21 protein-coding genes are annotated in these 25,579 nt (G+C 43.5%); 7 read left to right on the forward strand and 14 right to left on the reverse strand.

The window, feature by feature from the left end:
* Positions 1–173 precede the first annotated feature (173 nt).
* The 4 genes from LZP73_RS06205 (at position 174) to LZP73_RS06220 (ending at position 4,014) form a co-directional block, all read left to right on the forward strand.
* Positions 174–1,448, forward strand: a complete 1,275-nt coding sequence (locus LZP73_RS06205; protein WP_234233603.1) for a DUF2628 domain-containing protein — start codon at positions 174–176, stop codon at positions 1,446–1,448.
* 60 nt (positions 1,449–1,508) lie between these two features.
* Entirely contained in the window at positions 1,509–2,585 is a 1,077-nt protein-coding gene (locus LZP73_RS06210; RefSeq protein WP_234233604.1) for an Lcl C-terminal domain-containing protein, read from the forward strand.
* A gap of 137 nt (positions 2,586–2,722) precedes the next feature.
* A complete protein-coding gene (locus LZP73_RS06215; protein WP_234233605.1) occupies positions 2,723–3,436 on the forward strand; it encodes an AHH domain-containing protein in 714 nt (237 codons plus the stop codon).
* An 11-nt stretch (positions 3,437–3,447) separates the two neighbouring features.
* Positions 3,448–4,014, forward strand: a complete 567-nt coding sequence (locus LZP73_RS06220) for a hypothetical protein (RefSeq protein WP_234233606.1) — start codon at positions 3,448–3,450, stop codon at positions 4,012–4,014.
* 554 nt (positions 4,015–4,568) lie between these two features.
* On the opposite strand, the gene LZP73_RS06225 is transcribed toward LZP73_RS06220, so the two are convergent.
* The gene (locus LZP73_RS06225; protein WP_234233607.1) at positions 4,569–5,174 is read right to left on the reverse strand and encodes a hypothetical protein; all 606 of its coding nucleotides are present in this window, start codon (positions 5,172–5,174) and stop codon (positions 4,569–4,571) included.
* Positions 5,175–5,975: 801 nt separating this feature from the next.
* Here LZP73_RS06225 and LZP73_RS06230 point away from each other — a divergent pair.
* Together LZP73_RS06230 and LZP73_RS06235 are read left to right on the forward strand one after the other, a co-directional pair.
* On the forward strand, positions 5,976–6,716 hold the full coding sequence (locus tag LZP73_RS06230) for a DNA/RNA non-specific endonuclease (protein WP_234233608.1): 741 nt from the start codon (positions 5,976–5,978) through the stop codon (positions 6,714–6,716).
* A gap of 99 nt (positions 6,717–6,815) precedes the next feature.
* Positions 6,816–7,664 carry a hypothetical protein gene (locus LZP73_RS06235; RefSeq protein ID WP_234233609.1) on the forward strand — a complete coding sequence of 283 codons (849 nt, stop codon included), beginning with the start codon at positions 6,816–6,818 and terminating at the stop codon, positions 7,662–7,664.
* Positions 7,665–8,011: 347 nt separating this feature from the next.
* Here the strand turns inward: LZP73_RS06235 and LZP73_RS06240 are convergent, their stop codons facing one another.
* Positions 8,012–9,268 (reverse strand): Y-family DNA polymerase, encoded by a 1,257-nt coding sequence (locus tag LZP73_RS06240; protein ID WP_234233610.1) that lies wholly within the window; start codon positions 9,266–9,268, stop codon positions 8,012–8,014.
* Complete coding sequence (locus tag LZP73_RS06245; protein WP_234233611.1) at positions 9,269–9,676, reverse strand: LexA family protein; 408 nt, start codon at positions 9,674–9,676, stop codon at positions 9,269–9,271.
* Between the two features lie 188 nt (positions 9,677–9,864).
* Here LZP73_RS06245 and LZP73_RS06250 point away from each other — a divergent pair, with 188 nt between their 5' ends.
* Positions 9,865–10,443, forward strand: coding sequence for an SOS response-associated peptidase (locus tag LZP73_RS06250; RefSeq protein ID WP_234233612.1), 579 nt, complete (start codon positions 9,865–9,867; stop codon positions 10,441–10,443).
* A 411-nt stretch (positions 10,444–10,854) separates the two neighbouring features.
* Here LZP73_RS06250 and LZP73_RS06255 read toward each other — a convergent pair whose 3' ends face one another.
* From LZP73_RS06255 to LZP73_RS06305, 11 genes are all read right to left on the reverse strand, one after another.
* Positions 10,855–11,025 (reverse strand): hypothetical protein, encoded by a 171-nt coding sequence (locus tag LZP73_RS06255; RefSeq protein ID WP_234233613.1) that lies wholly within the window; start codon positions 11,023–11,025, stop codon positions 10,855–10,857.
* Between the two features lie 261 nt (positions 11,026–11,286).
* Positions 11,287–12,858: a hypothetical protein gene (locus tag LZP73_RS06260; RefSeq protein WP_234233614.1), complete on the reverse strand. Its 1,572-nt coding sequence runs from the start codon at positions 12,856–12,858 to the stop codon at positions 11,287–11,289.
* An 11-nt stretch (positions 12,859–12,869) separates the two neighbouring features.
* Positions 12,870–14,054, reverse strand: coding sequence for a caspase family protein (locus LZP73_RS06265; protein ID WP_234233615.1), 1,185 nt, complete (start codon positions 14,052–14,054; stop codon positions 12,870–12,872).
* Positions 14,055–14,062: 8 nt separating this feature from the next.
* Positions 14,063–15,259: a hypothetical protein gene (locus tag LZP73_RS06270; protein WP_234233616.1), complete on the reverse strand. Its 1,197-nt coding sequence runs from the start codon at positions 15,257–15,259 to the stop codon at positions 14,063–14,065.
* Positions 15,260–16,268: 1,009 nt separating this feature from the next.
* Entirely contained in the window at positions 16,269–16,658 is a 390-nt protein-coding gene (locus LZP73_RS06275; RefSeq protein ID WP_234233617.1) for an H-NS histone family protein, read from the reverse strand.
* A 258-nt stretch (positions 16,659–16,916) separates the two neighbouring features.
* Positions 16,917–17,597 carry a hypothetical protein gene (locus LZP73_RS06280; protein ID WP_234233618.1) on the reverse strand — a complete coding sequence of 227 codons (681 nt, stop codon included), beginning with the start codon at positions 17,595–17,597 and terminating at the stop codon, positions 16,917–16,919.
* Positions 17,598–17,600: 3 nt separating this feature from the next.
* A complete protein-coding gene (locus LZP73_RS06285; protein WP_234233619.1) occupies positions 17,601–18,224 on the reverse strand; it encodes a hypothetical protein in 624 nt (207 codons plus the stop codon).
* 2 nt (positions 18,225–18,226) lie between these two features.
* Complete coding sequence (locus tag LZP73_RS06290) at positions 18,227–20,503, reverse strand: ATP-binding protein (protein ID WP_234233620.1); 2,277 nt, start codon at positions 20,501–20,503, stop codon at positions 18,227–18,229.
* Entirely contained in the window at positions 20,503–21,768 is a 1,266-nt protein-coding gene (locus LZP73_RS06295) for an N-6 DNA methylase (RefSeq protein ID WP_234233621.1), read from the reverse strand. The genes LZP73_RS06290 and LZP73_RS06295 overlap by 1 nt, the downstream gene beginning before the upstream one ends.
* Before the next feature lie 133 nt (positions 21,769–21,901).
* Positions 21,902–23,104 (reverse strand): hypothetical protein, encoded by a 1,203-nt coding sequence (locus LZP73_RS06300; protein WP_234233622.1) that lies wholly within the window; start codon positions 23,102–23,104, stop codon positions 21,902–21,904.
* Between the two features lie 232 nt (positions 23,105–23,336).
* Complete coding sequence (locus LZP73_RS06305) at positions 23,337–25,349, reverse strand: DUF3987 domain-containing protein (protein WP_234233623.1); 2,013 nt, start codon at positions 25,347–25,349, stop codon at positions 23,337–23,339.
* Positions 25,350–25,579: the final 230 nt, after the last annotated feature.

Below are 25,579 nucleotides of genomic sequence, written 5' to 3' on the forward strand. Positions count from 1 at the left end.
AAGGCAACTACTATGAGAATTTGCTTACCAACTAACCACGGATTATAATCCGCATTTGCGGCATATAGTCCTCATTTGCGGCATATAGTCCTCATTTAAGTCATTGAACGGCCTTGCCTCTGCGTCGCTCGTCGCACAACCAGGCACCTCAACACCCATCACAAGGAAATGTCATGAACTCGTACAAAGTCATCTTTAGAGGTGAGATAACGCAAGGGAAGGATCAGCATAAACTTAGCCAGGCGCTAGCGAAATTCTTGAAGGTACCAGAGGCCAAGGCGCACTTGCTGTTTTCCGGCAATCCAATATGCATCAAAAAGGAGTTGAGCGAAGTTCAAGCGCAAACATTGAAAACTAAACTATTTTCAATTGGAATAATCACTTATGTTCATAAATCAGGCGTTAAATTCGCAGCTTCCGTTAAAGAGGTCATTCCCCCTTTAGCTTCAACATCAAAAATATCAGCGGCCACCAAGCTGAATCCAATGATTAAGTCCTATGACAATTTAAGCAAACGCTGGAAAAAAGTGTTTGCTGAGTTTGATTTACGCCAAGCAGATAAGCTCGGCTTTTTTGCCTCGGCGCGAAGTCCTGCACATACCTCTCGGTCAAAGAAAGAACAAATCAAAGGCCAAAATATTGTGGGCTTCAATGTTTTGGCATTTGTGTTTGGGTCTTTATATTACATGACAAAAGGTATGTGGAAGAAAGCCATTTACCTATTTTTATTCTTGATGCTAGTCAATGTGACAATCTTGACCATTTCAGCGCTCATAACTGATAGAGACCTAACAAAATTACCCCTCATCATCAATTCCATAGTCTATGCGCTCACGGCAAATTATGACTACTACCGGTATTACAAGTTGGGAGAAACCGTATGGCCTTGGATGCCTAAGTGGTTAACAGGTTGGCAAAGCATAACAGCCTTTGCAGTTGTCGCTATAACCATAGGTTCAATCATAACCTACATTCGGATAGCAGAGCCTCTGAACATCAGTCTAGTTAAAGAGAACTACCTTGCTGGCTACAAGCAAACCACCATAGGCAAGGCGTTTGGTAAATGGGCACCATGCGCAACCACCTCCTGGGCTGAACAAGAGTCCAATAACGGAGCTTTCACAGTTATTTATACCTGTGACATGGAACTCAATCACTTTAAAAATGTGAGTCGAAAATCATCTGAAGTGGTGACAGGAAAAGTTGATGAGACCTTCGCCTCTGCTGTAACAGGTGCCTCACTGACAATTCATTTCACTATAAATCTTGACGATACCTTCGAAGTGAGCACCGCACGGTGGCAGTTATCATTGGGTAAAGACAAAAAGTATGCCCCCTACATTACTGCCGACATCGCATTAAGTGATATCTACAGCAACAAACTCAATTTAGCGATCGGTGAAATTTATACACCGAAAAACATACTCCTAAACCAAGTAATCAAGTAATCAAGTAATCATCACGACCAACAGCCTGCTTAAATCAGGAAAATATAACAGGGAACACCTATGAATAAGTGCATTCGCGCAAGCATCAAACTCGCCATGACATCGATAAAGACACCTCCATCAATAGCAAACCAACTGCTTTTGAGTATACTCGCAACAACATTAATCTCAGGCTGTGGTGGCTCAGAGGGTGTCAGTAACGATGACACAGGACAAGTCACCCCAATTGTCTACAGCATCCCAGCGACTGCAAGCCTTGGAGGTAAAATCAGCCCTGTAATCAACATGGTTGAATCAGGTCATGCAACTACCTTCACCGTTACACCCGATATCGGCTATCAAGTCGATGATATCAGTGGTTGCGGAGGCTCATTAACCCAAAAAAGCTATAAGACGGCAGTAATTAACGCCCAGTGTTCAGTAACCGTATCTTTCAAACTCAGCACGTACAAAATCACCACTCAAGCAACAACAGGAGGTCAAATCAGTCCAGAGAGTATTGATGTCAGCTACAACACTCACGCCAGCTTTAACCTCTCAACGGACATCGGCTATCAAATTGAATCCGTCTCAGGCTGCAATGGCACACTCAATAACAATGAGTTCATGACAGACACCATCACGTCAGATTGCCAAATCAACGCCACGTTTACTAAAATCGGAGATGGCGCACTTGCTGAACGGTATATTGATAACGGCAATGGCACCATCACCGACACACAAACCAAGCTCATGTGGATGCGTTGTAGCCTTGGCCAAACGTGGCAAAACTGGAGCTGTAAAGGCACTCCAAGTACATTTAACTGGCTCTATGCGAGTGACCTGTCTTACTCAGATGGCAATCATTCTGATTGGCGCTTACCGACTAAAGAAGAGCTTAACTCACTCATTTTTTGCTCTTCAGGTAAGCCGAGTTATTGGAAGCCAAATGATGAGCTGTGTATGGGAGACTTTGAGAGCCCAACCATAGCGCAGACGGCATTTCCACAAACTCCCATAGGGCCATTTTGGACATCAACAGCACAGGATACAGATAGTGTGGGTTATCGATGGAGCACATACTTCAATTTTGGCCACGGCCAATGGAGTCCCGCGACTCTTAACATCTACGTAAGGCTGGTAAGAATCGAAAACTAGAAAAGCACTTATTAAGACGGCAGTAAATCCGACTAATCTCGTGTATTTTTTGCCGCCTAGCCGTGAATTGATATTTCATATGTACTTATGTAGAATTCTAAGACATCTGTAATGGACATTAAAAGAAGGTTTCAAGGATGAACCAACGCAATCAATATTATGACATTCCTTTACCAGAACGCCCGCTCGACCCTACTCCGCTGGAGATGATCATTTATCAATATGAACTGAAGGCACGAGAGTTTCACAATACCAAAAATAAAGCTACGGCTCACTCTGAAACTGAAGAGCAAATGGCACAACGTATTGCCAAAAGGGACCGAGATTGGCAGCACCTCAGACTCGAACGCCGAAAAATTTCTGCTCATGTAATGTTGCAAGAAAATTTAGCGCTCTACAGGGAAGAGAATAGCTCAAAGACCCCTCGTGAATTGCTCGCTGAAAAGCATCACCCGACAAAGAAGCTTTCCAGAAATTTAAGAGCGACCGGAGAGCTCCAGCCAACGCCAATTCATGAGGCTCATCACATCATCCCTGGGGAGGGCAGACATCGAAAAAAGTTAGTGATGGAAAGTCGCTTAAACCTGCATGCCTATGGCATCGGGATTAATGACCCATTAAATGGAATATGGCTAAGGAATTTCGCCAAGAACAATCCAGATGACTGGGCCACACCTGAGTCACCACCGCACAGACCTATTCACACTTACAACTATGAGACATGGATCGCGGCAATGTTTTCAAACGACAATCTTCCTGAGACAGTGTTTTTATCTAGGCTTCACTCAGTAAAGAGGAAACTGAAAGATGGTAGTTTCCCAACTAACATTCTTGAGAAAAAGTCATCCTAATAGGTATAGCAATGAATATTTATCGTTTAAAACCTATAGAGAATAGTGTTGAGGTAGCTGATTTCAGCTTACTTGAGTTTGCTGAGGTCCTTGGAGACAACGACCTATCTTTGGTCAGGAGTCAGCCACGAACTAACGCTAGTCTAGCTGCTAATTGGCGACCAACAAGCTGCAATCTGGCACCGGCCTATAAAAAAGGGCACGCTATTCCAGATGTTTCATACTGGGGTTCATACCTTTTAATGTCCTCATCGGCATATGAGTTATTTAGAGCACAGCTTGAACATGATGGCGAGTTCTTACCGATTAATGTTGAAGGGAATAATATGTTTATTTTCATTCCTTTAACATTCGGAAAAGAAGATTTTAGTCGTACAGTAAAACACTATGAAGATGGTTACGAATGTGGGCTTGAGCTCCTCACGTTTGACAATGCCAGTGTAGCAAACAAGCTTATTTTTAAATCTCAGCTGTATGGAACTCATGCTCTGTTCGCTACGGAACAATTTAAGCTAGCATTTGAAAGAGCAGGACTTGCAGGAATTGAATTTGATACTGACTTGGCTAATATTTTTTAACCGAATGTCATCTTTCTAATTTAATTAGATGTAGTGGCCAGTTTTTATTGGCCACGGTTTCATTAGCAAACCAGAACAAACGTATCAATTTGTTTGGCTTTCACCCACCATTGTATTGATGGGACCAGTGCTGACAATAATATCTAATCAGCTAATCCTTTCTGATCAAGAAGGCCTTCGCTTGATTACGGCTACAACCTGAATATCCTTTTACAATTAGTACTGCCTGATAGCAGAGCCACTGAGCCGAAATCCATGACCACCATAATTATTTATTCACTGTCGATCACTTATAGAGACATTGTCCAACCTGAGAGCAGCAGTCCACCTGATTATCAAGACACCGTTGCACAGCTTCCAGTTATTGGCTTTGTGTTCCGATTTTCACATTGCTCGCTTCGTTAGTGCTGCTTACTGGCTCAGTTCAACACCAACCCAAGAGGTCCTCAGGATTTGGTCGACAATGCTGTTCAGCACTCATAACAACCCTCTAAGGTATACCAGGAAAAGCGTTAAAGTTTATAAAATGATATAGGTATCCATTAAAATCCATATCAGCTATTATCTGGTATAACCATCCGACTTCTTTTATAAAGACAATAAACTACAAACCCATATACAGAAGACATCAGAAATATGCTTATGGCAATAGCAAAAGAACTTGAAAGCATGTCTATAAGCTGAATGTCTTTCGTCATCTTCTTGTTTACTAACTCTAAGTATTTTATGTTTCTTTCCTTATTAGCCAAATCAGCTTTCATCGCTCCATAAGCATTTTTACTTATTATCTCCGTTTCGTACTCGCTCTCGGGTTTCACAATCCGATCTTTGTAGCTCTGTAATGCATGTTCACAGTACCAATCTTTTAAGTCCGTGGATTTGTCGATAGCATCAAGGCATAAATCTATTGAATCCATAGCGAGTTTGTACGAATTACTCTTTGACAAGTTCGTTTGCTGAATAGTTCTTAATTCATAATCAGATATTGCTTTACCACTTAAGTCAGTTATATACCAATACCAACCTCCAGCTAAAACGGATACAGTTATTAATAGCAAGCTTGCTCGTCTAAAAATGTTAACAGCGGCCCATCCAACAACTCTATTAAAATACTCAACGACTAGTTTTGCGTCTTCAGCCTTACTATTTAATTCGCTCAAAACACAACCTCCACTTAATGTTTTACACCTTCTCCTTTATACATTTTTGACTGTATAAAAAAGCATAATTTAAGTTAGGACTACACAGGTCGACATTCATGCCATCGGCCATACCAATACTACATAAACCTGCTAGTTCAAGATAAGTTCCTAAGCCACAAATACGACAACAACCTAATATTGTTTCAGTCTCATCCTATTTTTGGCACTTTTGATTTATATATATCATACTCATTCGATGCAGCTCACCAACTATTCAAATTTAATGCATACCACCCTCTCCCATCATAAATTAAACGACCGAAGCTGACGTTATTTTCCTATACGCTCTCATACTAACCGCCAAGTTCACCCAATGATGAGACCAGCATAAGCAACTGAAACCAATAAAAATATACCACATGGAAACACCGTGTAAACTGGGCCTTTTGGCACGAAAAATCACAACAGAGATCCAACGAGGCAACAAGAGACTTTCTCCTGAACTAAGCCGTTGCGCCATCGGTGTCAACTATGCAGAAATTGTTGTTGAACTGACGCAAGTTAAATGCCAAACAGCTGCCAAACTAACAAGGTTAACAGAAACACTGAAAAATGAGCCCATACTGCATTGTTGAAGGGGTTTTGTCTTTAGCAACGTAGCTGCCTAAACGGGTGAACCTTGTACCCTAGTGCAATCAACTCCAGTGAATAGCACACAGGAGCAGAAGGTTCACCTATTTAGGCAACAACGCCAATGCAGGTTGAATTCCTTTAACTAAGTGCTACCTTAAAAAGAGGCTTTCAAATGGACTTGAAATCATGAGACTTTTGGCACTCTTTGTTGCACTGCTATCTTACACCACAGTTAATGCTGCTGACACAGTCTATTCAGTCCATTGCCCCCTAGGATGTCCTCAAAATCCTACGGATAACCGCCTCATCTTTGAGCATCTCTATGCCTTATCCAACAACAGTAAATCTAAGATGGCAGATTGGGTTGCTTATGAAGTTGATGTTGTCAATTTTGGTGAATCTCCTGGACGAGACTGGTCAAGTGATCCCCTATTGCCTGCTGATGCAACTCTAGAAGAAGCTGATTATAAAAATGCCAGCAAACAGCCACTAGAGGCTGACCGAGGGCATCAAGCCCCACTCGCGTCGTTTGCAGGTTCTCGATACTGGTATGAACTGAACTATCTGAGTAACATTACTCCTCAAGATAAAGACCTTAATCAGGGTGCCTGGAAGAGTTTGGAAGATGCGGAGCGCAATGCTGTCAGCTATCGGAATTCATTGTTCGTGATTACTGGCCCACTGTACGAGAAACAAATGCCCCAAATGCCGGGCGCAGATGAACCCCATGAGGTCCCTTCCGCCTACTATAAAGTCATTTATGACAAGATTGGCAATTCTGCTGCATTTTACATGGAGCAATCCACTCCAAGGCAGACCAATTATTGCACTAAAACCATTACATTCACTGAGTTGCAATCAAAGCTGAACTATGCACTTCCTAAAATCAAGTTCAACACAGCTATGCTCAAACGTTTAGGTTGTTAAGCCAACACCCAAATATCTACAAGAAAGGCATATAAGTGAGTGTGGTAATCCGGAATCCAAGGTATTCCCAATCATCGCTCGAACAGGAGAGTATCACTTATGAACAACGCGAAATGGACAAGGGTGCACACCACTCTCGTCTTATTACTCATAGGCGCACTGATCTATATCGCCACCAACCTCGAAGTATACTTTTCGCTCATTGGCATTTGGTCCGCTCTAACTGCCTGTATCGTGGTCTTCATCGTGATTCTGGGACACGGTATCACCGGCAGTTGGCGCGGTGCCTTCATCGACGATCGCAATGTTATCTCGCTCTCCCGCTTCCAAATGTTGGCGTGGACGGCGCTGGTCCTCTCAGCTTTCCTCGCCGCAGCTCTTTGGAACATCGGTCTAAATGTGCAGGACCCGATTGACAGCATCCAACTCGAACCTTCGCTATGGATGCTAATGGGGATCAGCACAACCTCGCTGGTAGCTTCTCCCTTGATTCTTAGCGGCAAGAAGTCGCAGCAACCGGATGCCAGTCAAGTGAACGAGGTCTTTGAACTTCTGGAGAACAAAGGTGAAGGGGCTGCGACCAACCGAGGCCTTGTGGTCGGCAACAAGTATATCAGCCAGGCGCGCTGGGGCGATATGTTCACCGGGGAAGAGACCGGCAATGCCGCCCACCTGGATCTCGCCCGTGTCCAGATGTTCTTCTTCACCATAGTTGTCCTGCTCGCCTATGCCGTGGCCGTGGCGACTATGTTCGCGAATGTCGACGTTATCGACATTCCTGTGACCGCGTTTCCGAAACTCAGCCAGGGGCTGTTGGCATTGATCGGCATCAGCCACGTCGGCTACCTCGCGAACAAGGCCGCACCACTGAGCGCGACCAGCCAGAATGGTGGCAATGCGAGCAACGCTCCCTCCGCAGCAGATGCCGAACGGCCGGCCGTGGGGTAAACCACGAACTTCCTGGAAAATACGACATCACGCCGCAGTACCTGTCCAAATCGTCAAAACACCGATCCGGTAGTCCCTTCACCGCTGGCGTGATGTTCATTGTCGCCCACGATACTGGCAATCTCAACGCCACTGTCGCGGGCAATGTCCGGTACTACGAAAACTCACGAAACGAGATGAGTACTTCGGCGCACCTCTTCGTGGACGATAAATCCATTATCAAGTGCATCCCGGCCCTCACCTCGCCGTCGGGAAAGGTCAGGCATGTGCTCTACCGACAATCAGCTATTCGGCTACGACGCCAACGATGCTGCCATTGATGTGGAATATTGCTACGGCGACAGGATCTAGCACTTGATGTTCGGCAGACTGCTCCATTTGGTTGTGTATTGAGGCGTCAACAAATCCCGTCGCATTGCCCACTTATGCTCAATGCCTTGTGCGGCTAGAAACATTGTATCGCTCCCATAACGTTGGTTAATGTGATCTAGGGCAAACATTAGTGCTGGTTTTGCTGTCGGAGGATTGAACAAATCTAGTTGGTGGTGGTGTGCGTTGGCTAAGTCGATTAAGCCAACACCTATCTTGTAATAGCGCACACTTTCACGAAATAACTGCGGCGCAACTTCACTCATGGCTTGGGTTAGCTCAACAGTACAGTTAGTAGGACAAGGGAAATGCACTATCGCGTTATAGCTCACAGGGCGTTCGTCATAAGGTGAGTTACTGGCAAAAAGTAGCATAGTCTTGCAACTTGAGCCTTGCTTACGTGCTTTGCTAGCAGTAATGCCGACATGTTTGCTCAAAGCCTGTAATAAAGACTGAAAGTCGGTGATTCGTTCCCCGACACTGCGCGTTGAGTAAATCTGTTTTTTATCTGCCCTTGCCTCGTCCCACACTTTACATACTTGCCCGTTAAGTTCACGTACCGTTCGTTCTATCTCGATACTAAATTGTTTTCTTGCCAACCCTGGCGGCATGGATGCGAGTTGAAAAGCGGTATGGATATTCAGTAACTCTAGCTTCTTGCTAATCCGCCGGCCAACCCCCCAAACGTCCCCAACAGACAGTTGCTGTAAGATAGCAATACGATCGCGCTCATTTTCGATAACGCATACACCTTTGTAGCCTGGTATCTTCTTAGCCGCATGATTGGCGATTTTAGCTAACGTCAGTGTTGCACCTATGCCCACGCATACAGGTAAGCGCGCCTCTTTCCATACTGCACGACGGATTAACTGTCCTTGAGTACGCAGACAACTGATTGCTGGGTAGCAATTCTTAAACGAGAGAAAGCTTTCATCGATAGAGTAAACGTGCTGTTCAGGTGCAAAGCGAGCGATTATATTCATCATTTTGGTTGAAAGGTCGGCATATAGCTCATAGTTCGAAGAACACGCAATAACACCACGTTCAGCACATAGCTCTTTAACTTGGAAGTAAGGCAAAAACTTTTGAATGCCGGCTGCTTTTGCTTGTCGATTTGCAGCAACAATACAACCGTCATTGTTACTGAGCACAATAAGGGGCTTACCACGCCAGTCAGGACGAAACACTTGTTCTGCACTGCAATAAAAGCTATTAGCATCAACTAGAGCAAACATCTAATGCTCACATAGCAATGGGCTCTGACGGTGGCAACGAATAGAACGGGTCACTACTCCTTCAATACTAAAGTCGTCATATTCGTGAATGATTACAGGCTGATATTGCTGGTTTGATGATAGTAACAAGCGGCGCTGAGTATCGATGATCTTGCAGACAAACTCGCCGTTAAAGTTAGCCACGATGACGTCACCATTTCGTGCTGTTTCATGGCGATCGACGACAATCACATCCCCATCAAAGATGCCGACATCCTGCATGGAGTCCCCTTGTGCCAAACCTATGAAGGTCGCACTCGGATGCTCAATCAACAATTCATCTAAGCTCAGCCCTAGCTGAGTGTATTCCGCAGCAGGACTTTCAAAACCAGTGATCCCTGCACGAGCTGGGATAGGGATGACTCTCATGGAAATGCGCCTCAAGTACTGTTTTTCTATACAGTATTATAGTGGCATTGTGGTGTCTGACAAGCCAACGAAAGCTCAGCCAGCACCAATGTGACTTAAATGGCTGTAGCAAATACAGATAAAGTTTCGAAGAGCTAGCGCTGATACACTAAAGTGATAAATAAAAGTGGATGGAATAGGACTGAGCTATGTGTGGTAGATTGTATGTACTAGCTGATATCTTAAGACCTCAAGTACAAGAAGAGTTAGGCCTTGAGTTTCCCCTTCAAACCAACCTAGATCTGCGGCCAACCGATAGCGTTGCCACTTTAGTGAGCCATGAAGGCAAGCTTCAGCAACTGCAAACACGCTGGGGGATCAAACCTTCCTGGGCAAACAAGCTGTTGATCAATGCCCAGGCTGAAACTGTCAGCAAAAAGCGTACCTTCGCTAATGCATTTGAACACAATCGCTGTCTGGTTCCGTGCTCAGGCTGGTTTGAATGGCGAGATGAAGGTGGACCGAAAAAGCAAAAATACTTGTTCAGCCAGCGCCAGCAACGCCCGCTCTATATGGCGGGTATTTTCTACCCGACACAAACTAATACGCCCGAGCTGGTAACGCTTACCACGAGTCCTAATGAGATATGTGCCGCCTACCACAGTCGCATGCCCTTGTTCATCAAACCTGAGCAGATACCCATTTGGTTCAACTCCAGCCCTGAAGAACTAGAGCCGCTGTTGCAATGCGTAGACAGCGGCTACGTTGCTGTAAAGGGGCCTTGTTGATAAGATAGTTTGTCCTCTCACCCTAGTAGTCTTACCAAGTAATGGTCAAAAAGCACTATCAAGCAAACTACAAAATTAATGAAACCTTCCGGCCACCAGAGGACAGATTGAAAAGACCTTATCCCTCTAACGATCACTTGACCAGGGGGAGCTAAAAGCAACATACAAACCCAGGAATGATTTGACCGGCATGACCTCGATAAAACACAAATGTTTCATGGCGTGCTCATCTGTCCAGAACTTGAACGCCCCTGGAGAGCCAATGCTTGTTTATATTCCGGCCAATTGGTGATGCGATGCTTGGATTTACCCATTTTGTATCGGTTCCTGTGTGCTATATCACAGGATATGATCGCATCAGGAGCAGAAGGTTCACCTATTTAGGCAACAACGCCCTTCGATTGCACAACTTTAGTTTGATAGGATTTTTTCAATTTCCTTCTCAAAAACTGCCGCTGCCTTTTGCATCGCGATGTCCAAGAACGGTGAACCAGCAGGCCAAGCTAATTTACAAGCCTTCTGATTTTGCAACAATTTGTCTTCTAATAATTTCAAAGCAACTGCCTTTTCCTGTTCTGTCATATTGTTCTCCTAGCTTTTCCTGTGTTGTTAAAACTCGAATAGTAAAAATTTGTCGTAACTAGCAAAAGATTGCACTTTGTCCAAAATGTCGCGTGTCTGTTCTGACAGCTCCTCGAATTCATGTGGACCAGAGCCTGCTTAGAATTGGGCTAAAGTCCTTTCAGCCCAATTCTAATTTCAATCAAGTTTCGTTGCTGCTGGCTTCACTAACAGCACTTTAGTCCCTAATTCTTATAAAACTGATATGATTAAACGTCAGCTTCACTCGTCTCCATCGAAGATAGTAAAAGCATTGTTAAGGCGTTCTTTAAGCCAATAATGCGGCGTTCGTTTTTGAGTAGCTTTCACCGACACTGATTTATCTGCCGTGACATTCGACCTCACCAACGACCCAATACGTGGCTCCGTATTGTTCTCCATGCCGGCATAAGACCTCTTCCGGGAGATACCAACTATAACATTTGTTCGCATACCTTCACTGAGCTTCCTTTTTTCCCTTTTGGATGTATCCACTGACTCTGGCTTGATTCCCGGTTTGGTATCGACCATATGACTAACCGGCCTTCGCGGCAAAGCCACCTGGGTACTACCAAAGCGCCCAGACTGAATACCACCTATAGGGCGACTGTATATCACTGTATCATCTGTCTTCATTGCACTGCTACGATGGTCTATTGGCTCGCCTTCATTGCCGTATATCGGCGTCCAAGACGGTTCGGCAGGACTCTTCCCATAAAAAGTAAAATATGCCCCTCTCGAACAAAGTGCTCGGGCATAGGCTTGAGCCGCTAGATATGCCGAATGAAAGCGCTTAGTCTCACGCTTGCCACGATGCACAGCCGCCATGGTTTCAACAAGAATCGAGGCCCCAATTGCAAAGATTGGCAGTCCTCGACCAAGTGCTAAGTCAATCAATGACCGTATCTCCCTCTCTGAGGCATTCTCTTGCTGCAGCTTCAGCGCCGCCGAGACAATTGCGCCATCGGCCATGTACGGAAACCACTCGACAAGGTTTCGCACCCAGTCACGGCGATCTAACAACCGCTGATTTTTGAGTAGAAAGTAGGCTCCCGCCGCAGCAGATACAGGATCATGCCTTTTTTCGTAGAGGAGAAGATCTGCCGCATTCCATGCCTCAGCTAAACGTTCAGCTTCGGAGACTGCACCTCGAGCCAAGTAGGACATGATTAACTCGTTTTCCGGTTCAGTCCGGCCTACAGTAATATCGAGGACGTCGCCCTGAACCGCTGCACTACGCGTCATAGCAACACGCACCCCGCCACCGGGTGGCAACGAAACCAGACGCCAAGCCACTTCTTCACCACCTACTTGTAGTAAATGGGGAGAGTTTGGTATGTCGAGAACAAACTGCTGTATGCCGTGATCGCTCCGTCGATCAATGGGTTTCACTCTACTTGCTTCCCAATTACCTTCGCGTAAGGCCCATAATGTCATCCAAACCTTACCTATACGCCGGCTCTCTACGCCGACAGACTCGGCGTTAGTCCGTAGATGGCCTATTGAGTGGAAGGGAGTTACCCATTGCAGCCATTCATGTGGGCTCATCTCGCTTGCATTTAACATCACTTCTGCGCTATCACCCTGTAGATCTATCGTTTGCTGTAATAAAAAGCCGCTAGGCAATTTGCTCAACACATGCACACGATCTAGTTGCTGATCTTGCCGCTCAAAGAGTTCGAATCGACCAGGCTCGTTTGGTGACGCAGTACCGCTCGCAAGCATACTGCCATCTGACGCATAGACATCTACCGGCAGAGTTAACAGACGCGATTCGGCCCGAGAGCCCAATACCGAGACAGTTAATTTCTTCATGGCCTTGCTCCTCAAGGAATGCGAAATCGGCACGTATGGACTGCACTTGTCAGGAATTGTCTGCCATAATACTGTTCAGCGTAGACATTGTTCTTAGCATTGGTGCCGTATGACCACTCTCCTTGCTCCTTTACGAATTGCACCGGGCCGTTTGTAAGCTCCTTGGACTCCCGCCGCCGGGCTGTGTCCTCCATGAAAGCGCACGCCACTGGTCGATACCCCTCGGGTTGCACATCCATATCCACAAGCACTGAGGGACGCCGTTGCTGAACATGCATAGCTACAGTCCAGTTGCCCTCTCCCCCCGCCATTCCAAGTTTCTGATGCTCCCCGGTAATCGACTGTTGTGAGAACTCCAAAAAGGCTGCGGTTGCGTCACGAAGCTCAGAAACACCTACATCGAACCCTACCCCGACGGCGCGCTGTTTGCCGCAATGACCTCTTAAAGCCTTCAAAAGTGCGTTTGTGAAGCGGGCTACACCGTTATTTGGTGCGAAGGCAAGGCGGTTTGCCGTGGTAGCACGAAGTACCGCCCATTCAGTAGTTTGGGGCGGCCCATTCCGTTGACCGGAAATGAGAGCCTTCGGAGTATCGATCTCATTGATTAGATCTTCGCTAAGTTCCATACAGGCGTCGATTAGGAAAAATAGACTAGCTGCTGTCTTACGAATTGTCGTCTGACAGGTGTTAGACACATGAAAGACACCGGACCAAGGATCGTCTGGTGAAATGCCAAAGTCATCAGCCACTAGGTACTGGCTGATGCCATCGCTTACTCCATGTCCACAAAAGTGGAACACGCCTCGACTATTCGGGTTTGAACCAAGCCGTGCGAGCCATTCCGAATAGGCAGTCCTAATATTAATGAGAGTTGGGCGCGTTGTTTGAAATTCCCCTCCGAATGGCGCCTGATATGGCGCTTCAGGTGAGGTCAACATCACAAGCGACCCCAGCGGCGCATCCGGATTGTGGAATGCCTGTTCTGGAGGCAACCCTCCTATCGGCATTGCATCAGGACCGCTTAAGAACCAATTAGCCATGGCCCCTGCTGACAATTGTGGGGAAGTCAGTGATTTCAATCCACCAAAACCTACAGCAGCCAAATGCGGGTATTCCCCACAACCGACTAATAGCACATGAGTAGCAGTTACATTCGGATTTTTTTGAATTGAGACCGATTCAAAAATAAGGCTCATCAGTCCTCCTAGCCCAAGCGGGCGGCTAAACGCTTGTAAAAGCTTGGGCGTAGAAAATAACCACCATGGGCATCTAACAGTCCGTAACCTGTATCAAAGCGATAATCGTCAACTTCATTGAAGACTGCTGCGGCCCGAAATGAGAACAAGTCATTTGTGTCATACACATTTAGCCACCGAGCTACATTATCAGGACAATTGAGCCGGTCTTCCTTCGGATTTGTCGGCGGCTCTTGTTCACTGGAACGATACAAGGCCATCTCCTCGAATAAAGCAACCTGAGAACCTACTGTAACGAAATCGTCGACCGCAATGTCAGGGGCGAAATGAGTCAGAACATCGTACATAATCACCCCCCCAAAACTGTGTCCGATGACAATGAGCTTGTCATCTCCAGGGCGCTTAGCCGCTTGGGCTTCCCTTAATTTTGTCAGTACATCCTTTATAATATCGCCTGGGCATGCCGATGTTCCCCGATTATTCAGATACATAAACACATCCCCGAGGAAGCGAGAAGCTTTGGTGTGGAGAGATTTACGTCCCAAACCCACCACCACAGAGGAAACGGCATCAGTTGGTAAATTGGCCAGCCGGCCCACAGCTTCTTTCAGCGACTGAAACCAGCTACCAAAACCCAGTGCTTCCGTACCAGCAATCGTGCGGCGGTAGGGTTGTATTTCAATTAGCAATCGCTCGACAAACTTCTCATTAGGCAAATATTCTGACTGGAAAACCCAAGTCGGCACAGGATAGTCGTCAGCGTAAGCCATCGAAGCCAAATAGCTCTCTAATAATTCAGCACACTCTTGACCGGCTCCCATCAAGGAAGCAGCAGTATCCCAAACCAAGTCTACTGCTGTATTGAAATCCTTGGATTTACTGAGCTCTCTTAAGTTGACTCCTTGCTCACCATATTGGAATCGAGCCTCTGCCAACCAGACGTCGGAATTTTCAGCCCCTCCACTTAAAATCCCCAATGCAAGCCTTTCAACGTCTTCAGAGCCTGAAGGCACAGACGCTTGGTTCCAACGGAATTTGACGCCATGATCCCCCCAGTATGGAAAACTGATGAGGACTTTCGCATCATCAAGACCAATGCATGGTGCAAGCAAAGACCTGAGAAACTGGCCCTTGCGTGCAACACCTTGCTTGTAATCAGCATCTTCATTGCGATTATTGACGCCATGAATAAAAATGATAGGCATGATGTTCTCCTAGTCCCTTTGAGTTAGCAACTGTTCGGAACCTTCTGTGAATATCGAAGGTACGCGCCGTACACATTACTCTAGACTTATAAGCAATGTCGTAAACATCAGCGATATAGCGCGCCATGAACAGAAACAATGAACTCCCTATCTTCGTCATGTTTGAGTAAATATATCCAAGTCAAAGACATGTAAGCCAACTCCACCTTTGGAAGTAAGTCTAATTCAACCCTGGAGAATCTACTGACTCACTAAAGATAGTAGGATTACAACAATTCGCCAATCGTCACCCATTTAGGTATAAGAACTTCAATCGTCTAAAAATGAGTTTAACATTGCTCTGGTCAATCGAAAGGAGCAGGTTTGCGATAGATAGGAACGACGATAAATCAGCAAACGTATCTTATGAAGTGTCATTCGGATACCAAGACAATTGCTGTTCTCCCGCTTCAGTTGACTGTAGCCGCTAGGGATACCCTCGGTACTATTATCGATACGCAGCGAGAATCGTTTCAGATGAGAATTGTGAGGCTATTGGTTGAACTTGGTTATGATGAATCGCCATCCATAGTCTGATGCCAGAGTAAAAAAGTACAGCCCAGATAACAAACAACACAATGGTCTTGCGGACGCGCAGACAAAGATAAAACATTTGTAGAAGGAGCTCAAACGGGCGACCGAAGAGCGCGGCATTCAAAAAAGCTGGGCGTACTTCGCAAAGCTGTCCGACAGAGGTACTCTTTATCAAGGATCACCGTGACAGCTGGCCAGTGCGTTGGCTGTGCGACATGCTGGATGTTCATTCACGTGGTTATTACGCTTGGAGCAAACAGCCACACTCTGTTCGTTACAGGGTTAATCAAGCCGTTCTGAAGGCTGCTGCGTTGGCCTTCTTCTATTGCATACTATTGTCAACATCAGCGCTGGCATTATAAATCCAGTAACAAGATATCTATGATTGAGAAGCGGAACGGACTACCTAAAGTCCGCTCCGTTTTTTGCGCAGGATTTAGATCAGAAATTCATCAATTGATCGACCGCCTTTAACTTGTTCTTTGAAAACGGCCGGCATCCTTCCCTGTCCTGTCCATGTTACAGTTTCGCCACCAACTACTATGGAGTATTTAGCAGGTCGAGGCGCTCTTTTGCCTTTTACTTTAGCAGGAACATCTCCCAACTCATCTAGAGACAAGCCTGCAGATTCAATCATCTTCTGAAGTTCAGCTATCTTAGCCAAACGCCCAGCATTTACTTCAGCCTCAGCGTTCGCTTCTTCTTCCCGTCCTGCAATGATCTTGTCCAGCTTTCCGTAAACATCTTTGAGCTCATCAACTGATAGGTCTTTTACAGATGCTTTAAGACGACGAGCGTGAGTTAAAATCTCCAAAAATTCAGACACTGCATATCCTAAATGAGTTAGTGATGGCTCAATATAGATGATTTTTGATTCGCTGTGAATACGTGAAGGGAATCGTTACTAGTCAACTTAACACTATTCATCGTTTCTAATAACGATTTTTATACTCTTTAAGATTTTCGAGTATACGTATGTCCCGAGTATAGAATTTTGCATGTTAAGAACTATTAACCCGGCTCGTTTGACTTTCTGCATGTTAATAGTTATTAACATGAACAAAATGTCACATTTTTCCAAATGTTATTTAGTCATAAGGTTCAATTTATTAAACCTTTCAAGTAACTTTACCAAAGCTTTAACTTCACTTAAGTCCAGGTCATTCTCTCTTCCTGATTCAATTCTTTCTAAAGAAGATTTCATATTCTCTGTTAATATTTCATGTACCATTGACGCTTTTAACTTTACTTGCCGAAGCAATCTAATATAAACTCGATTTGTTCTATTTAGGAGCAGTTTGCCAATCATATAATCTGCTGGACCAGCATTATCCACACTTACAACTAGTCCATCAGATGTAACATCAAAAAAATTCGCAACATCAACTTTAAATCTATCAACATACCCCATTGCATTTATAAATGCTGGACCGTCAATAGTTTCAACACAGCCCTTCCAATCATTTGATTTCAATACATTACACTTTTGACATGAAAGATATAGATTATAGGGATGAAATTTTAATATCCCATCAAATTTATCACCAAACACATTGATAGGTCTAAAGTGATCTAGCGAAAGTGGTTCTCCACCACACTCATCAACTAACACATCACAATATACGCATCGATTTTGACAGTCATTTGAAATGTTTACGTAATTAGAATTGCAATTATATGTAGAGTAAAAAGTTCCTTTGTTACTATAATAAGATTCTATAGATTGTCTATGTAGTGATGGGAAATACAATCCGTTGTTATTCACAAGCTATTCCTTGGTTAATTCTTTGTAGATTTCATTTAGTTCAACTGATACTAACTTCAACTCATTGAGAGCTTTTTCGCTTATAACGCCTTCATTAATTAAAACTTTACTTCTAATTAGATTAAGAGCATCAAACTCCTCTTTCTCTTCAACTGTCAGTGTATTGAATAGCGATTTTCCGAATAATTCATCAAAGCGTTTTGCTTGTTCGCTTTTGATATCTTTATAGGTATTGATATGCCTTAAAAATCGTTGAAGGAAGTTATCATCTCCACCAACAGATCCCCAATCATTTTTATCAATAACAAACTCGATATCACCCAAGTATTTATCAATATCATCTGCGGCACTGGTTAAAATATAGATAGGTATTTTAGAATCAATACACCTAATCTTCTCGATCAACTCAATTCCAGTGTACTTTGCAACACCTGTATGTTTAAGTTTCTCATCTATAAAGTAAGTGACTTTATCTTTAACCTGGTCTAGAACTAAGATCATTTCATCTAATTCTTTTTCCACATCAAGACACTCTATATTATAGTCATCACCAAACATCAACTGCATTGAGATGTTATAGGTATCTCTTACTATTTTCTCATCATCGATAAATACGATAGTATTCATAATTATATATCCTGAATAACTTCGATATAGAATCCAGCACCACCAAGTTTAGAGTGCCGCTCGGCAGTAATAGAGCCAGAGCTCATATGATTTTCAACTTGGCCTTTAATAATTGATAATCCCATCCCCGTACCAATGTAGTTTCCTTTATGATCTACTTTCCTGCTATGCATTGGCAAAAATATCGCATCTTCCTGGCCGATCTCCAATCCGCACCCTGAATCTAGGAATCCAACTCTTAAACGAGTTCCGCCTACTCGCTCAAATACTACTCTAATCTCACGTTTTTCTCTATCTTCATTTTCTAGCGCCCATATTGAGTTGGTAATTAGATTTATTGCGATGCTTTCCCAGTCAATTTCAAACGACCTCACATTAAAATCTTCAGGCTTGATTTTATCAAACCTAAAGCTCCATCTAACTCCCATATTAGTAAATGAATCCGCCATCATTCTAAAAATGTAGCCAAAAGCTTCAGGTACGTTTACTTTTTTCCTTACCCTTTTATCTGGCTTAATATTATTAATTGCGAGTTTTGAGAATGTATCGACATATTTAGCACCAACAACCATACGGTCAGCTGTACCATTTACAATTTCAAAATTTATGTCTTTTTTCTCTTCTTCTGATTTTTTCAAAATCATTTTTAGACTTATTGCATTGTTCAACGCAATCGCAGAATGATTTCTAATTTCATGTCCAAAGCTGACTGTAAGAACCCCTATTGAAGCTAAGTTTGAGAGAGTGTCTTTCTGCTCGCTAAGCTTTTCCCTTTCCTTCTTTAATTGAAGATAGTAATCGTCAAGTGCTTTTTCATGAGCTATTTTTGCTCGCTCTAACTCTCGAAGCCTCTGAATTAGGATTTGAGCAGGTGGCATTTTTTTCTTAGTTCTATTCTTTTGTTTTGAATATGCCTTTATCGAACTGATTGCTTTATTCAGTTCGGCATCTTTTTGTTTAAGGATTTTTTCCAGCTCATCTGCAAGATTTAAGTCTTCATGCCCTTTTGCATCTTGATGAGCTAAAGCTTCAAAAGTATCAATGACTTTTAATACAAATGTTCTTAGTTGAAGGTATGCCTCATTCTCTACAATCCCTTCTCTATTGGCCTGGTCATTAAGAATTGCATTCTCACTTTTAGAAATGCTGACTGCACCAATTACTTGACTTGGGCCGATACGCCAGCCACCTTGCTTAATACCACCGGGACTTTGTGACTTTCTGAAACCCAAGTCAAGCCAATCCCCTTTTCCTGTTGGTTCACCATACGGCCTAACTCTAAAGTCATCTCGATATATTCTAACCCCCCTATTTAACTCCATGAACTTGGACCAGTTCCGCATGGTCATATCAACTTTATCAGCAAACTCCTTTTTCCTGACCATGTAGTGAAATTCAAACTTAACAGGTCCAAATAATGGTTTATCGCCTTGCTTTGATATCCATTCCTTCCACGGAACTGGCGGCTGACGTATTTCCTGACCGCTAGAATTATTTTTGAAAGTTAGCTCGACTCGATGATCTTTACCTATCCGAGCCTTAATCTCCCAGCTGGCAGCTTTCAGTAATTCTTGCGCATCAATAATCTCAGGTTCAAATTTAGTATTATTGACTTCACGGTGGAGTGTTATTGTGAAATCATTTGATGAACGATATGGTGAGATTAGTAATCTAAGTTCTTCTCTAAGATCATCAAGAAACCCTGAATTCCAATTATCTTTGAGACTAATCAAAACCAAATAAGTACCAGACTGCTCTACTGTAGAAAAAATATCTCCATACTTATTGGACAAAGGAAGATCATGCTCAAATATATCATGTTCTATTTCCGAAATGGATATATTTGTACCTTCATATTTTCGCCAATCAACAACCAATTGAGTAACGGTACTGCTCCCTTTGGTCTTTGTGAATAAAATTACTTTCTTACTCAATCGGTCAAGTCCAAGTCGTCCTAGTCCCTTTGCACCTGTAAGAATCCGTTGCTTTCTAACTGATAGTTCAACGCCATTTTTGAAATCTGTCCCAATTTTCAGCCAGTGTCGGTATAGCGTTTCTAGATCCATTCCATTTCCATCATCCCTGATAATCATAGTAGAAATGGCTGGATTCGATCTTAAATAAAACTCTATGTTTACATTTTCTGCATCTGCATCATATCCGTTTTTAATTAACTCAGAGACAGCTACAGTAGAACTAGATATGCTCTCACGTCCAAGTTGCAAAGGAACTCGAGCAGAAAAGTCAAATGGTTTTTTGCTTAAAAATCGTCTTACCATTATTTATCCTTACAAAATGGAATTTCTTTTACAACGCCAATGGTCAAATGACGAACTCGAATTCGCTCATTTAGGAAATCATTGACTTGCTGACTTTCTAATTTATTTAAAAGCGCACGGCACGTACTTATTCTGCCATCCTTTGGCTTTACAACGATCATATGATTTTCTACTGCAACAGGTTCCTTGAAGTTTATTATAGTTGCGGATGCTCTATATTTATCAGCAGGACTGGATGTTCTCTTAATGACAATAAATGGAGGTTCGATGACTAGACCTTTAAACTGTCTAAATTCAGTTGCTTTTGTTAATGTTTCCCATTGGGGACTATTTTTTGGATATATGTAAGGGTATTTATTTCCTTCTTTGGGTTCTCTATATGAAACCAATGGACCAGTACGAACGTCAAAAAAATCAGAAACACAAGTCGACACGTATTCAGATTTATGCCATTGAGTTTCTTTTGAACCTTGATGAACTTTCCCATAAAGCAAGAAAACATCTACATCTGTCTTACGATTGAAACGTCCCCATATTTCTACGGAACTATCCGTATAGTTGGATACAAAATCTCTAAATCCATTATATCGACTACCGGATCGTAAAACATCTGGCAGTATTGCACAGAAACTGCATTCTTCTGGGATATTACGCAGTATCTTATCCATTACTATTCCAGCAGCATTTACTTTTCCATCTTTCCAATAATTATTCTTCGGAGATGGCCATATGGTAAATGGTGGATTCATAATTACATGAGTGACAGTCCTAAGGTGATCAGATTCAATACTCATAGCATCTCTTACCATTATATTAGATAACAGACCGCAGGCTTCGTCTAATTCACAATCTTGGATTACTCCTCGGTTAAGCGCCTCTATAACAAGTCGAAGTTTGGCTGCCTCCACAAAATGCAAATGTATATCGAATCCCCAAAGAACTCTTCCCCATAATTGAAGTGTTTCAGATAAAGTTGATTCAACACCCAGTTTTCTAGAACACTCTATGAGCAAATTTCCTGCACCGCAGGTAGGATCTAATACTACTGAACTGAACGTTATAGGTTTTTGCAGTGATGACACTGCTTTCGTTGCAAGTTTCTGCCCAGTAAAAAAGCTTCCAGCCTCACGCATTTCCTCAATTGTTAGAAGCTCTCTCAGTATCAGATCAATTGTGTCTAGGTCCAATAAGCTCTTGATTAAAAAGGCATCCGGAGTGGTAAATTGAGCACGTAAAATGGCATTATGCTTTACCAATGAGTTCATTTGCTTTTAACTGCAGGAAAATTTGCCTCACTATACCAAAAAATTTCCAATATTACCATATAAAAGGTGGCTCTAAGCTTATGTATTTAAAGACTATGTTTCATCTTTTGTATCATCAAATCTGCAGGTCTCCTTAGCTATACAATATCAGTCTTTTCAATCGCTTTAGGGCGGTTATCTGAACTGCATGCAGCGTATTGCGATCCTCCTTGAGCAAGTGTCTGCTCATCTGCTTCTTGTGTGCCCAACGTTGCTTCTTCAGTTCTCGAAACCAGTACGCAAAGCCATATTGCTTTACTTTAAGCTTTTGCCCCGGTGTCAGCAAATTGATCAATGTTGGACAGTAGATACGGGTGCCCTTAAGAAAGTAAGGTACGTCCTCCAGGTTACCAAGGCTCACTGGCACTGTATCTGCAGGTCTAAATACCTTTTCTGCTCGAGTTATGGGGATGTACTCAGTACCTTCTACATTGTAACCAGGCAGCGGAACAAAGCCGGGCCCTACATCGCAGTATTTTTGAACCTTGTCGTAGACATGGAAGCAAGTTGACTCCGGGTTACCAAACTTTTGCGTACCGACGAGCTTGCCTGTAGCAGCCTGATTCTGGTGGTAATTGATATGTTTGACGTTCGGACGGTCAATGAGAAGATAACGTAGCGGCACACCGAACAGATCCATAGCGATGTCAATTCGTGTCACGTTCGCAGCTTTCAACAGAGCCTTAGCGCCCTTTCCTATCACTGACTTTATCCACTGAAAAAACTCGATAAGTTCATGTTCTGTATGCCTTGCTGGGTTAAATGCAATTTTCAGAAGCCGCTGGTTCGGGCGGTATTCTTTAACCTTATCATGTAGACCCCAGTAGATACGGATTACCGAATTCTCGCGGTTAGTGAACGATGCGAAGTTTAGGTAAACTTCTTTGTTATTCTTAAGCATCCATGTTTGACCACTTTTCTTGAGTTTGAGTTGGTTCCCTTCATATTGCGTCACCGCTTCACCTAAACCGTCAGAAACTGAAGAATCCACATCCACTGTCAGATACAACATGTCGATGAATGGCTCGCAGCCATAACCACAGGGATTTTCCAACATCGCCCTCATGTAGCTGGACAGCTTGGCAAGCATATTTTTGCTGAACTTCCTGTTTTTTGGCTTATGGCTGTACCAAGCTTTCAACTGTTGCCTTATTGTCTTCGGGATATTACAGGTTCTACTCGCCGGTAATATCAGTCGGTTCGTTGCTTCTTTGCAAGCATCCACCCCATGCTTATAGGTCGTGGCGGAATGAACCCTAATCACACTAGGCAAGTTCTTATCGACATGAGAAGTCATACGTTACTCTCTTAGTATACGAACACAGAGACAACAAAAAATACTGTTGTATTATAAAGACTTGAAACCACTCAGTGTGTTTAGTGTGTTTAGTGTGTTTAGTGTGTTTAGTGTAGTGTTCCTGTATTGCTAGAACAGTAACTCTCTTCTGTGGATACGATTCTGTGATTGCACACTAATCACACTAGTAACCAAGCGGGGGAGGGTTGCTCCCCATAAACATCAACGAGGTCTACCAGACAGCTTTGGGGTTGATTTGCCAAACTGTCTTACCGTTTTTAACTTTCGGCTTCACCAAACCAATCTTTTCGAGGTAGTGCAGAGCCTCTAGGATCGCGTCTTTTGCTTCATCACCGCGCCCACTAAATCCCTTCCAATTGCATTGGGCCATTTCAGATAATGACAACATGCTTGTCACGCCCTTTTTCTTCAGCTTTTCAAACAAAAGCTTGGACTTTTCTTGTTTAGCGACCCCATCAGCCCCAAAAATGGTCATCGCATGGGACTTTAGATAGTCAATAGTCTGCTCAACGTATTCAAAAGCCTCAGCAGAAATGAATTTAATCGGCGTAAATATCCCACGATCAAGATCGTAATTAAGGAATACCTGAAAAATCAGTCCTAATTTACAAGCTAACGCTTCGTATTTACCCAGCTGACTGTGCATCAGATGCTTAGGATCATACTTTTGACGCTCATCTTGCAGGTGAATAAGCCAATTTCCGTAAGCTTCACGAGCACGACAAGAAAAATGAATCTGCAAATGGTCGCCACTTGCACTAGACCGCCGATTAGGTCGCCATTTGGCAAGAGAATCAAAAAATTGCTTACAAGTGATAATCTTTAGCTCAGAAAATCCACCTTTAATTGATGGGGCGTCATAGGCTGTGACGGGGAGCACCATCCACTGGAAACGATTTAGCAACCCGTCGTTACCACTACCTGATTGAGCAGCACTGATGTATGGCCCCAAAACATCGGGTTGAATACCTGCAAGTACTGAAACTACAGCCTTCTCTATGACCTTATCATCTTGATTCGCACGTGAGATGTTCAGATGCCCATTACCTGACTCACTATTCAAAAAAATGCCGCGAAGTGCTGAGGACGAAGCATCAGGTTTTTCTAAACCTTTAAAGAATGCTCCACCTTCATCGGCAACATATGCAATCGGCCGTCCGAGCTGCATCAACTTATAAAGCGCTGCAAGAGTTGTGTCAGTGGAAATGTGAACTCCTCTGTTATTTATGTGCTTGGGCATAATTTTCGCTAGTTTTGCTTGGCAGTGGAGCTCTACTTCGTCTATTGAAAGAGAGGGACTTTCTTCATCATCACTATTGTTGACAGCTTTAATCAGGCTGTTCTTAAGTTGTTGATGTATTACCTGCTTTGCCATTTCCTCCTTCCGCTCCCGACTTTCGTCACGCTGAAACACGCAGCTGCTTGCATTTTTTAAGGCTGCTAACATCACCGGTGTTTTTCCAGCAGATGGATGACCAACATTCATTACCCAGATATTAGGGGATACATAAGTTGTGGCGCCCTTATGCACTGCTACCCTGAAATCCTGAGCAAGAATGGCTCCCGTAAGACCGATGATTGAAGCGATAACATAATCAAAATTGGTATTGCCTCGCATCCATATCGACTGCGCTACCCTGAACAGGGTCGGTGGAACAGCGAGTTCATCAAGAGACATCGCGTAGTCTCCAAGTTCTGAATATGGCTTATGAGGGAGCCAGTCTTCCGAGCTGATTCGGTTTGCTATTTCGTAATGTGTCAAGACTTTAGGCTGATTTGAAATTTTGATATTTTTCCGACCAAGGCGTACGCTTGACAGGATGCGTAACTCACAATTTGGCGGAGTCATAATAGACTTCAGGTGCTTGCGAGCATCATCAGAGCATTCACAACAATAAACGGCCGCAAACGCTTGCTTTGAACTGTACCAAAAGGCCGCATCTTTCGTCCGAGATGCAAATACTTCCAAGTCATTATCAAATTGGCTTTTTGGATATTTGGCCTGAACATAAAATTTAGAAGGGCCTTTGGGGCTTATTTTCATGATTTTTACATCGTTGGCAGTAAGCTTACCCCCTGATTTACTGCAATTCTTCAGTGTCACAAGCTTACAGTCATTGACACGCCCCATTTGGCACAGTATCGTCTCGTGTGCGAGGGTTCGCTTCTCCACAGGGCAAGCCTCGACCACCTCTAAATCGTTGTTGTTATTGATATTCATCATCAAAATCTCCAGGTTAAGTGAACAGTATGAGAACATCTTACGCTCGTTCTAACCGCAGATAATCCGACATAAAATCACTCAAAAATATTATACGTTTCAGGCTCCTATCGTCTTTAAATCAGCAATCCCAAAAAGTGAAACCAACCTTTATAATTACTTTATTTTCATGATGTTACATTAAAACACCTTGATCTTTGAGCCACTTCGGGTTCAGATAACGGATTATCAAC

The organism is Shewanella sp. AS16 (assembly GCF_021412365.1).
GTDB lineage: Bacteria > Pseudomonadota > Gammaproteobacteria > Enterobacterales > Shewanellaceae > Shewanella > Shewanella salipaludis.